General features: G+C 53.4%; 11 protein-coding genes. 6 read left to right on the top strand and 5 right to left on the bottom strand.

The annotated features are described in order from the left end of the window. Nucleotides 1–54 precede the first annotated feature (54 nt). Genes JET16_RS28810 through JET16_RS28795 form a run of 4 tightly spaced genes read right to left on the bottom strand, consistent with a single transcriptional unit; the run spans nucleotide 55 to nucleotide 3631 of the window. Nucleotides 55–774 (bottom strand): (2Fe-2S)-binding protein, encoded by a 720-nt coding sequence (locus tag JET16_RS28810; protein WP_199624601.1) that lies wholly within the window; start codon nucleotides 772–774, stop codon nucleotides 55–57. Beyond that, complete coding sequence (locus tag JET16_RS28805; protein ID WP_199624599.1) at nucleotides 764–1603, bottom strand: ABC transporter ATP-binding protein; 840 nt, start codon at nucleotides 1601–1603, stop codon at nucleotides 764–766. Before JET16_RS28805 ends, JET16_RS28810 begins: the two co-directional genes overlap by 11 nt. 17 nt (nucleotides 1604–1620) lie before the next feature. Then, nucleotides 1621–2655: a FecCD family ABC transporter permease gene (locus tag JET16_RS28800; protein ID WP_199624597.1), complete on the bottom strand. Its 1035-nt coding sequence runs from the start codon at nucleotides 2653–2655 to the stop codon at nucleotides 1621–1623. Then, on the bottom strand, nucleotides 2645–3631 hold the full coding sequence (locus tag JET16_RS28795; protein WP_199624595.1) for a FecCD family ABC transporter permease: 987 nt from the start codon (nucleotides 3629–3631) through the stop codon (nucleotides 2645–2647). The genes JET16_RS28800 and JET16_RS28795 overlap by 11 nt, the downstream gene beginning before the upstream one ends. Nucleotides 3632–3806: 175 nt before the next feature. On the opposite strand from JET16_RS28795, the gene JET16_RS28790 reads away from it, so the two are divergent. Together JET16_RS28790 and JET16_RS28785 are read left to right on the top strand one after the other, a co-directional pair. Next, on the top strand, nucleotides 3807–4832 hold the full coding sequence (locus JET16_RS28790; protein ID WP_199624593.1) for an ABC transporter substrate-binding protein: 1026 nt from the start codon (nucleotides 3807–3809) through the stop codon (nucleotides 4830–4832). Nucleotides 4833–5104: 272 nt separating this feature from the next. After that, on the top strand, nucleotides 5105–5395 hold the full coding sequence (locus JET16_RS28785) for a hypothetical protein (RefSeq protein WP_199624591.1): 291 nt from the start codon (nucleotides 5105–5107) through the stop codon (nucleotides 5393–5395). Nucleotides 5396–5495: 100 nt separating this feature from the next. Here the strand turns inward: JET16_RS28785 and JET16_RS28780 are convergent, their stop codons facing one another. After that, nucleotides 5496–6260 carry an IucA/IucC family C-terminal-domain containing protein gene (locus tag JET16_RS28780; protein ID WP_199624589.1) on the bottom strand — a complete coding sequence of 255 codons (765 nt, stop codon included), beginning with the start codon at nucleotides 6258–6260 and terminating at the stop codon, nucleotides 5496–5498. 224 nt (nucleotides 6261–6484) lie between these two features. Here JET16_RS28780 and JET16_RS28775 point away from each other — a divergent pair, with 224 nt between their 5' ends. The 4 genes from JET16_RS28775 to JET16_RS28760 all read left to right on the top strand — a co-directional run bounded on the left by JET16_RS28775 (nucleotide 6485) and on the right by JET16_RS28760 (nucleotide 10449). Further along, a complete protein-coding gene (locus JET16_RS28775; protein WP_199624587.1) occupies nucleotides 6485–6943 on the top strand; it encodes a hypothetical protein in 459 nt (152 codons plus the stop codon). A gap of 102 nt (nucleotides 6944–7045) precedes the next feature. Further along, nucleotides 7046–8320, top strand: a complete 1275-nt coding sequence (locus tag JET16_RS28770; protein WP_199624585.1) for a stalk domain-containing protein — start codon at nucleotides 7046–7048, stop codon at nucleotides 8318–8320. Nucleotides 8321–8380: 60 nt separating this feature from the next. After that, nucleotides 8381–9406, top strand: coding sequence for a FecCD family ABC transporter permease (locus tag JET16_RS28765; protein ID WP_199624583.1), 1026 nt, complete (start codon nucleotides 8381–8383; stop codon nucleotides 9404–9406). Beyond that, nucleotides 9403–10449, top strand: a complete 1047-nt coding sequence (locus JET16_RS28760; protein WP_325176801.1) for a FecCD family ABC transporter permease — start codon at nucleotides 9403–9405, stop codon at nucleotides 10447–10449. The genes JET16_RS28765 and JET16_RS28760 overlap by 4 nt, the downstream gene beginning before the upstream one ends. Nucleotides 10450–10745 lie beyond the last annotated feature (296 nt).

Raw genomic sequence — 10745 nt, 5'->3', positions numbered from 1 at the left:
AGGGCTTTCTTCAAAGTGTCCACCAACAAGGTCACAGTTCAGCAACCGGTGCGGCTATTTATTACGGTTCTGAACCGAAATGGGGCATCCTTTGCACGTTCTTCCGTCAGGCAAATGATAGCGCAAGCAGCATGTGTTTCGTACGGGATTGCCGGTGCCGATGAACGGATTTACACGGTGTCCCGCGCCGAACAGCTCCGGCTGCGCGTGCTTGACGATATAATCGTAATCGTCTTGCAGAATGCGGCGTCTCGCCGCATCGCCGGTTTCCGCGATCCATGTCCGATAGAAATAGTGGATGTACATGGAGGCATTTTCCCACAATATTCCGGACCGTATACCCGTTAACGCGGTAAGGGAATGAAAGACGATGTCGAAATTGCCGGCAAAGCATGCGCGGAGAGTACGTTCGCGCAATGCGGAGCGGGAATGGACGGAGTCCGGCCGCGAGGACGCTCCCGACGTTCCTACGGCGAAAGGCGGCTCGCCGGGAAACAGCAATGAGATTTCATCGAACGACGCGGATACGAACCGGTCTTCCATACTGAGCGAATACAGCACTCCGCAGAGCGCGCGGCAATACCATTTCGTAAACTGCGAAGCCGCGACCGGAATTTTATCGCATTCCAACCGGTGCGCGACCGACTTCAGCAGCAACAACCAATCGTCGCAAGTCCTTAGCGAGCTGCCGCGAACGGCAGTTTCGCCGTAAGGGAAAGGATATTCATAGAAGCCCCATGTGCTTGCAATATGCTCCGTACTGCTAACCGACATGAACCATCACTCTTTCCTCTTGTACCGTCGCCTTCGATTTCGATCTCCTCGCTCCGAGCGGGATGCACATCGGCGTGCCGTACACGGGATCCGAAATCATACGGCAGTCCATGTCAAACACGTCTCCTATGAGCTGCTCCGTAACAATATCGTTCGGCCGCCCTTGCGCATACACTTCCCCGTTCGATACCGCAACGATATGATGGGCGTAACGGCACGCCAAATTAATATCGTGAAGCACCATGACGATCGACCGCCGGTCCCGTTCGTTGAGCTCCGCCAAGAGCTCCAGCACTTCGATTTGGTGCGTCATGTCAAGATATGTCGTAGGTTCGTCCAACAAGATCGTATCCGTTTGCTGCGCGAGCGTCATGGCGATCCAAGCACGTTGGCGCTGGCCGCCGGACAGCGAGTCCACTTGGCTTTCCGCGTGATCAAGCATTCCCGTTGCCTTCAGGGCGTCATTTACGGCTCTCTCGTCCTCTTCGGACCATTGCTTCAACCACGTTTGATGCGGGTATCGGCCTTGTTTCACAAGCTGCAGAACAGTCAACCCTTCCGGGGCAGTCGGTCCTTGAGGCAGAATCGAAAGACGTTTGGCCACTTCCTTGGTCGAATGCGAATATATGTCGCGCCCGTCAAGCAGGACGGAACCGCCGGACGGCTTCATTAACCGGGCGAGCGAACGAAGCAGGGTCGACTTTCCGCAGCCGTTCTTTCCGATCAGCACCGTAATTTTCCGGTCGGGAATTTCCAGGTTGAGCCCGTGAAATATGTGACTGCCGCTTCCGTAACCGAGCGACAAACCTTTGGCTTCCAATACGGTCATAGTCGTTTCCTCCTAAGTTAAGCGTTCCTGTGTTTGACGAGCATGTAGATAAAGAAGGGGGCGCCGACCGCAGCCGTGAACACGCCCGCAGGTATGTCGTTCGGTGCGAAAGCGGTGCGGGCTATCGTATCCGAGATCAACAGCACAATTGCGCCGATTAACGCCGAGACAGGCAGCACTGCGCCGAAAGAAGGGCCTGAGAGCCGCCGCGCCATATGCGGGGCGATCAGTCCGATAAAACCGATCGCGCCTACTTGGGAAACGGCCGCGCCCGCAAAAGCGGCGCTGACAAGGATGAGCGCCGTCCGTTCGCGAGTCACTCTGCCGCCTGCGCCGGTCGCTACGTCTTCTCCAAGCTCGTGAATGTTCGCTTTTCGGGCGAGCCCCCAAGAAAGCGGAAATAAGACGAGTGCCCATAGTAACAATGTAAGCACGTTATCCCAAGAGCTTCCGTACACGCTGCCCGTCAGCCAAGTAAACGCCTGTGTCGCCAAATAATGAGGGCTCGTGACGATCAGCAGCGAGGAGATCGAGCTCATGGCCGTCTGCATTGCAATTCCTATGAGAACGAGCCTCAACGGAGACAATCCGCCTTTCCAAGACAACGCATATAGCAGCAGCGCCGTAACCGCCGCGCCGGCAATGGCCGCAACCGATAACCAGCTGATCGATAACGCTCCTGCCGTAATGACGAGAAACGCGACGCCTGCGGCCGATGCGCCGCCGGTGACGCCGATAATGTCAGGCGAAGCGAGCGGATTGCGCGTGACGCTCTGCAGGAGCGCCCCCGACGCGGCCAAACACGATCCGGCAAGTATGGACATTGCGACCCGGGGAAGACGGAACGACAATATCGTCTCCGACATCTCCTCGCCGGCTCCGAACACAGAGCGCAGCACTTCGAGAGGGTGAATCCACAAGCTTCCGATTCCGGCGCTTACGCACGCGGCTGCAATCGTCGCAAGGAACAAGGCGGCAATCCAAACGATGGCTCTTCTTTCAAGTAAGTATGAGAATGTCTTTGTACGAATCGTCAGAGTCTTATGTTTCATATCTGCCTTGCCTCGCAATCCATACAAAGAAAGGTACGCCGATGATCGCCGTCACTACGCCGACGGGCAATTCGCCGGGCATCGCGATCCACCGGGCCCCTATGTCCGCCGCAAGCAGCAGCGTTGCGCCAAGGACGGTGCAGTACGGAAGCAGCCAGCGGTGATCGTTGCCGGTAAAGTACCTTGCGATATGAGGCACCATCACGCCGATGAAGGCGATCGGCCCGGCAACCGCGACGGAAGCCCCGGCAAGCAGGATCACGGAGACGGCCGCGCCCAGCTTAAGCATGCCGATGCGCTGTCCAAGCCCCCGGGCGACGTCTTCGCCGAGGGCGAGTATGTTGAGCGGCCGGGCGATCGCGAAGGATATCGCTGCCCCGATCGCCATGTACGGCGCAACCGGGACGAGCATCGGCATTTCGCGTCCGGCGACGGAACCGACCAACCAGAACAGCACTTGGTCGAAAGTTCGTCCGTTTACAAGCATAATGCCTTGCGTTATCGAAGATGCGAAAGCGGTAACCGCCGCCCCGGCGAGCGTTATCTTCAGCGGCGACGCGCCGTCGCGCCCCACCGAACCTAAAGCGTAGGCGGCAGCGGCCGCGATGGCCGCGCCGGCGAACGCGGCGACAACATATTGGTTTAATGAGCTGCTCCCCAATAAAGTGACGGCGGCGACAATCGCAAGCGCCGCGCCGGCATTGACGCCGAATATGCCGGGAGAGGCGAGCGGATTGCGCGTAATCGTCTGCATAATGGCTCCCGCAACGGCAAGGCTTGCTCCGACGGACGCGGCGACAAGCATGCGGGGCAGCCGTGTATTTCGGATGATCAGATGCTCTTTAGAACCGTCGAACGAGGTAAAGGCTTGTATTGCCGTGTCCCAGCCGATCTTTGCGCTTCCGTACGTCAATGAAATCCAAGCTAGTCCTGCAGTAATGATAATACAGGCGATAAGGCCGGTTAATTTGTTCATAATAATCCTTCTGTATCTATATAAGCTAATGTTATTGTATGAGAACCGTTCTCACTTGTCAATGACGTTGATAATCATTTTCAGCTTTCTTGTTGACAGTTATTCTTAAAGTTTTGTATATTAGGTTTTGGCATTGCAATAATGAGAATCATTTTCAACGGAGTGGATTGCAGAGATGAAGAAAGTAAAGTGGTTGAATGTCGCATTGGCGTCGATGTTATGTCTAGTCTTAATCATTGCCGGGTGCGGTGCGAGTGACGGCGCTCAGGAAAACGCAGCCGCCGGAACGGAAGCCTCGCAAGGAAGCGGCGAAGAAGATGCCGCTGCGGAGACGGAACCTGCGGCAGAAGAGGCTTCGACGCGCACGATCGAACATATTATGGGAAGCACGGAAGTGCCGGCGAAGCCCGAGCGGGTCATCGTGCTGACGAATGAAGGTACCGAAGCGCTGCTGGCGCTCGGCGTAAAGCCGGCGGGCGCGGTAAAGTCGTGGACGGGAGACCCGTGGTACGAACATATTAAGCATCAGATGGAAGGCGTCACGAACATAGGCGAAGAAAGCCAGCCGAATTTGGAATTGATCGCCGGTCTGAAGCCGGATCTCATTCTGGGCAACAAAATGCGCCATGAAGAAATTTACGAAGAGCTAAGCGCGATCGCTCCCACCGTGTTTACGGAGACGCTGCGCGGCAAGTGGCAGGAAAATTTCAAGGTGTACGCCGACACGCTCAATTTGACTGCGGAAGGCGAGAAGGTGCTGGCGGATTACGATGCCCGCATCGAAGAGTTAAAGACGAAATTGGGCGACCGGTTGTCCACGAAAGTGTCGATCGTGCGCTTTATGGCCGGCGACACCCGGATTTACCACAAGGATACTTTCTCGGGAGTAATTCTTGACGCGATCGGCCTCGCTCGTCCGGAAGCGCAGGACGTCGACGACTTTGCCGCAAGGAACGTAACGAAGGAACGCATCGGCGAGATGGACGGCGATATCTTGTTCTATTTCACTTATGAGACCGGTGACGGCGCGGCAACGGCCGTAGAGAACGAATGGCTGAAAGATCCGTTGTGGCAGCAGCTTGAAGTCGTTAAAGCAGGCAATGTGCACAAAGTGGACGATGCGATCTGGAACACGGCAGGCGGAGTTTTAGCTGCAAACTTGATGCTTGACGATTTGGCAACTTATTTCGAAATCGAATAATGAGGTAAGCGTGACAGCCGGGGCAACCCGGCTTTTTATTTGCGTTATAGCGTATAAATTCTTGCGATATGAAGGGTATATTCTTATGTTTCAAGAAAAAGCTTCGCCTAAACCCGCTTCGTGCGGAATCAGGAGANCGGGGCAACCCGGCTTTTTATTTGCGTTATAGCGTATAAATTCTTGCGATATGAAGGGTATATTCTTATGTTTCAAGAAAAAGCTTCGCCTAAACCCGCTTCGTGCGGAATCAGGAGACGGATAAACGGCAGCGCTTGTTCCACAATGAAACACGGTGGTTCACGGATGAACCACGTTGTGCCGAAGTGAAACAGCAGGCGGATAAACGGCAGCACTTGTTTCACAATGAAACACGGTGGTTCACAGATGAACCACGTTGTGCCGAAGTGAAACAGGAGGCGGATAAACAGCAGCGCTTGTTTCACAATGAAACACGGTGGTTCACGGATGAACCACGTTGTGCCGAAGTGAAACAGGAGGCGGATAAATGGCAGCGCTTGATTCACAATGAAACACGGTGGTTCACGGATGAACCCATACCGTAAGTTGATTAAAGGCAGGGGAAGTCCAGGGCGCTATTGTCTGTTTTTCGGGTCTGAAAGAAAATAAAGGAACCGCAGGCCTGTATTCGGACTGAGAACACCCTCAAGCGTCCGAAGCGACCCGGACAGGCACGCATTGTTTCGGGCAGCCGGCGCAGTATACGCTGTCCGGCGAGAGTTGGTAGTACAAACAGCACGTCTTGCGCATATCCCCGGCCGTATAAAATAATTTGAGCGGGTTATAGGTTTCTCCAAAGAGAAACCCGGGGGCTTCGTGGATAAAATAGCGGAAATCATTTTCTATATCATGGAGATTGTGCCGGTTCGTCTTGTCCTCCCGCAGCTTCTCGTATAACCAATGCACATAGACCGCCGTATTTTCCCATAATGTCGCGAGGGGCACTTTGGCAGCTGCGGAAATTGAATGCCAAACCTTGGAAAGGTGTTCGGCAAATAATTTATTCAGCAGCTCATCCCTCCACTTGCGGCGGTCGCCGTTCGGCTCGTTGACGCTCCAGTCCGTCAAACGGAGGTGCGGGAGCCAAATATCATCCCGGCGCTTTGACTCTAACCGGCAGTTTTCAATCGACATCTCTAATCCTTTATGAAAGCATACCATTGCGTAAAGCGCCGGCACCGCAGCTGCAAAGGCATATCTCTTGGAAAGCTGGGAGGCGGTTACCGCTCTCGAGGGCGATTTCAAAAGTACGGTCAACTCATCCAAATAGGAAGCGCAGCGCCGGCTCGAGAGCAGCTCGTCCGGCGCAATTGAGCCGGCAGGTTCGGACGACGGCCGGTCGGTTAGGCGTAGCTCGAATAAGCGGTTCAATTCCTCATGCTCCAAATAAGAGACAACTTTGTTTGTCACTGTCAACTATCCTTCCTTCTTCACTGGAGTGCAGCCGCCTTATAAGAAACATCATCACCAATGACAATGATAATTATTATCACTGGAATAATATCACTGTAAACATTTAATGTCAAAACAGATGAATATTATTAATAATGCAAAATCAACTATTGAAAATGATTCTCAAACTCAATACAATAATCATGGACCATATGGCACGGAATGTCGGGGGAGGATTCTTAATGAAATTAATATCACTGTGTTTATGTATTGTTCTAACGATCATAATGGCCGGATGCGGTGCAGGGGAACCGCAATCTGTCGCTGCCGCGCAATCGGACTCGCAGAATGCGGATACCCAGCAAGCCGAGGATAACGGCGCACCGGCTGCGCCGATCGAGGTGGAAGTGGCCGGAGTGGAAGAAGGCGTCGAACTGCTGCGTACCTTCGTTAAAGATTTTAAGAAACAGCTTGAATCCGACGATAGAGAGAAGGCCTCGGAAACGTCATTGAAGATGGCCGCCGTTTGGAATGCGATTCAAGCGGATATTTCAGGCACGAATCCGGAAGTTCATAATGCGGTGGCGGACCGGTTATCCCAATTGACAGAGAAGGTTCAAGAGAAAAATTGGGATGTTCAGGCGATGATCGAATTGGATTATGAACTGTATCAGGAACTAAGAAAAATATCGGGCAATTAGACTCAAAAATGTTGTTGACACGCTGCTGATCGCCCATTATTATGATAATGAGAATCGTTATCAGTTAAATACTCGCAATTGCGAAAGGAGCAACAAGTTGTTATGTCTTCCAAGTTTCGGTTTTTATCAGTACTGTTAGTTATGGCTCTTGCTTTGGGGATCTTTCCGGTTACATCCGCAGCCGCTTCAAGCATTAAAGTGGTGAAGGACGGAACAACGCTTTCATTCGATGAAAATCCTCAAGTTATTAACGGCCGCACCTTCGTTCCTTACCGGAAGCTGGCGGAAGAAATCGGCGCCAAAGTAAGCTGGGACGATGCGAGCGATAAAGTTACAGTGACGAAAGGCACCAAAACGGCGGTCCTGACGATCGGATCGAAAACAGCGGCGGTTAACGGGAAAAGCGTTACTCTCGATGCAGCGCCGATAACGAAAAACGGCCGCACGCTTGTTCCATTGCGTTTCATCAGCGAGTCGCTCGGACTTTGGGTATCGTGGAACGGGACATCCAAGACCGTAGCCATTGAAAGCAAAAAGACGATAAAGCACGAAATGGGCACAGTGACGTTGAACGGAGCTCCGGAGCGTGTCGTCGTACTTTTCAACGGAATGGTCGACATCGCCTTAACGCTAGGCGTCAAGCCGGTCGGAGCGGTTGAGTCTTGGGTTGAAAAACCGTGGTACCACTACATAAGATCGGAAATGACCGGAGTCAAAAACTTAGGCGCTGAAACGCAGCCGAATATCGAAGCGATCGTAGCGCTTAAACCGGATCTCATTATCGGCTCGAAGCTTCGCCACGAGAAAATTTACGGCCAACTGTCGAAAATCGCGCCGACGATCATGACGGAAAGCGTGTTTGACTGGAAAGAGCATATTAAATTGGCCGGCGTCGCTTTGAATAAGGAAGAGAACGCGAATCAATTTTTGCAAGATTGGAATGCCCGCGTCGCGGAGTTTAAGCAAAAGATGGGCAGCAAAGCGAAGAGCACGGAAGTGTCCGTCATCCGCTTCCAACCGGATGGAATTGCGCGGATATACGTAAGCGGGTTTGCAGGCACCATTCTCGAAGAGGTCGGATTGTCCCGTCCGAAAGCGCAGCAGGTCGAGGGCAAAGTGGTAGTCGATCTGAGCTCCAAAGAACAAATCCCGATGCTTGACGGTGACGTAATATTCGACATTACTTCGAGCTGGGGCAACAATGAAGGGTTCAAGACGGCCGAGGACTGGACGTCCAGCCCGCTTTGGAAAAATCTCAAAGGCGTAAAGAACGCCAAGTTCTACGATGTAAACGACATCACCTGGAATATGTCCGGCGGCGCGAGAGCGGCCAAGATGATGCTGGACGATTTGTTCTTCTACTTCGATTTGGAATAGACCGAAATAAAGTATCAAACCGGCATAAAAGAATGGGCGTTTTCCGCTCATTCTTTTATAATGTCAGAAAGTACGGTGAGCAGCGTTTTGCCGAAATCTCTTTACAAAAGCGCGGGTATAATCGCAGGGATTTGCATATTAATCTTAACTTTAGGCGTAAGCATCGTGCTTGGACAAACAAAGATCAGCTTCGCCGGCGCCGTGGATTCATTCTTTCATTATGATGAAAGCTCCAATGAACATATCATCGTCCAAACGACGCGCGTTCCGAGAGCGTTCATTGCCGCTGCTATCGGAGCGAGTCTGGCGATCGCCGGAGCGGTCATGCAGGCGCTGACGAGAAACCCTATGGCTTCTCCGGGCATTCTCGGCGTCAATGCGGGCGCCGCTTGTTTTGTCGTTGCCGCGGTAACCGTATTTTCCGTCTCGTCCATGACACACTTGATGCTGTTTGCTTTCGCGGGGGCGGCAATCGCGTCTGCTGCAGTATATGTGCTGGGGTCGCTCGGGCAGGACGGGTTGACGCCGCTTAAAATCGTCTTAGCCGGAGCCGCGATGACGGCTTTATTCTCGTCGTTCACTCAGGGTATGCTGGTAATCAACGAGAAGGGGCTCGAAGAAGTGCTGTTTTGGTTGACGGGTTCCGTGGCGGGAAGATCGATGGAGATGCTTCGTCTCGCAGTCCCATATATGGTCGTCTGTTGGGTAGGGGCGTTCATTTTGGCGAGACATATTAACGTACTGATGATGGGCGAGGATACGGCGAAGGGGCTCGGGCAGCGTACGGCAGTGGTGAAAATATTGTGCGGGATCGTCTTTGTGGTATTAGCCGGGAGCTCGGTCGCCGTTGCGGGGCCGATCGGGTTTATCGGCCTTGTCGTTCCTCATATCGCGCGTTATTTTGCAGGGAACGATTTTCGTTGGATGGTGCCTTACTGCGCTTTGATCGGGGCCGTGCTGCTGCTGCTCGCCGACATTGCCGCACGATTCATCATAATGCCGGAGGAGCTGCCGGTCGGCGTGATGACGGCGGTCATCGGAACTCCGTTCTTTATTTATATCGCGCGAAAGGGGTTTGCGAAGTGAAGAAGCAGTACTACCCTTTTCGTCTGAAAAGTTTGCGTATCTCGGCTTTGCTTCATAAGAAGACAGTGTCGGTTACCCTGATGCTGGCCGTCGCTTCGATCGCGGCGCTCGTTGCGAGCGCGGGGTTGGGCGATATGGCGATATCTCCTCCGGATGTCGTGAAGACGATATTCGGCAAGGGTGCGGAAGAACACGACATCGTCATTAATACGCTGCGGCTTCCCCGGATTGTCGTCGCGTTCTTGGTCGGCGTCTCACTTGCTGTATCGGGCGCTATCTTGCAGGGCGTGATAAGAAATCCTTTGGCGTCACCCGACGTGATCGGGATAACTGCGGGAGCCTCCGTTGCGGCGGTCGCATTTATCAGTTATTTGTCGGGGCAAGTAAGCATCCATTGGCTTCCGTTGGCGGCGACGCTTGGCGCATGGGCTATCTCGCTCATAATTTATGTGCTGGCTTGGAAGCAAGGCGTTACGCCGGTTCGGCTAGTGCTGATCGGCATCGGCGTGGACTTGCTGATCGATGCGCTAACTACCATTATGCTCGTAACGAGTCCGATGTATAAAACCAGCCAATCTTACATTTGGTTGACGGGGACGGTTTACGGTTCTTCTTGGGAAAATGTGTTGACGATACTGCCGTGGACTATTGTGCTGATCCCCTTTGCATTAATATACGCGCGTAACGTAAACGTCCAGCAGTTGGGCGATGATATTGCGCAAGGGGTCGGGAGCAGTGTGCAGCGGCATCGCTTTATTTTGCTCTTTATCAGCGTGGCGCTTGCGGGATCTGCTGTGGCGGTGGCCGGTGGAGTCGCGTTCGTCGGGCTGATCGCGCCGCATATGGCTCGGAAGATGGTAGGTCCCGTGTTTGGCGGGGTGCTGCCCGTTTCCGCGCTGATCGGCGGTCTGACGGTGCTGTTGGCGGATTTGGCGGCGAGAACGCTGTTTATGCCGCATGATATTCCCGTAGGGGTGTTAACTTCCGCGGTCGGAGCGCCGTTCTTTATCTATTTGCTTTACCGGAACCGGAACAGCAAGTGATGCGGGGCTTGCAGCCGTGGGAGGCAGAATGGTTAGCGGAACTCTGGTTTGACCAGAGGCTGAGTACGCGGCACGCTAGTTCCACAATGAAACACGTTGGTTCACGAATGACCTACGTTGTGCCGGAGTGGAACAAGAAGCGGAGTACGCGGCACGCTAGTTCCACAGTGAAACACGGTAGCTCACGAATGAGCCACGTTGTGCCGGAGTGGAACAAGAAGCGGAGTACGCGGCACGCTAGTTCCACAGTGAAACACGGTAGCTCACGAATGAGCCACGTTGTGCCGGAGTGGAAC

Origin of the sequence: Paenibacillus alkalitolerans, assembly GCF_016482785.1 — a bacterium.
Classification (GTDB): domain Bacteria; phylum Bacillota; class Bacilli; order Paenibacillales; family YIM-B00363; genus Paenibacillus_AE; species Paenibacillus_AE alkalitolerans.
The sequence above is the reverse complement of the archived record's forward strand: the minus strand, read 5'-3'. Positions and strand labels throughout refer to the sequence as shown.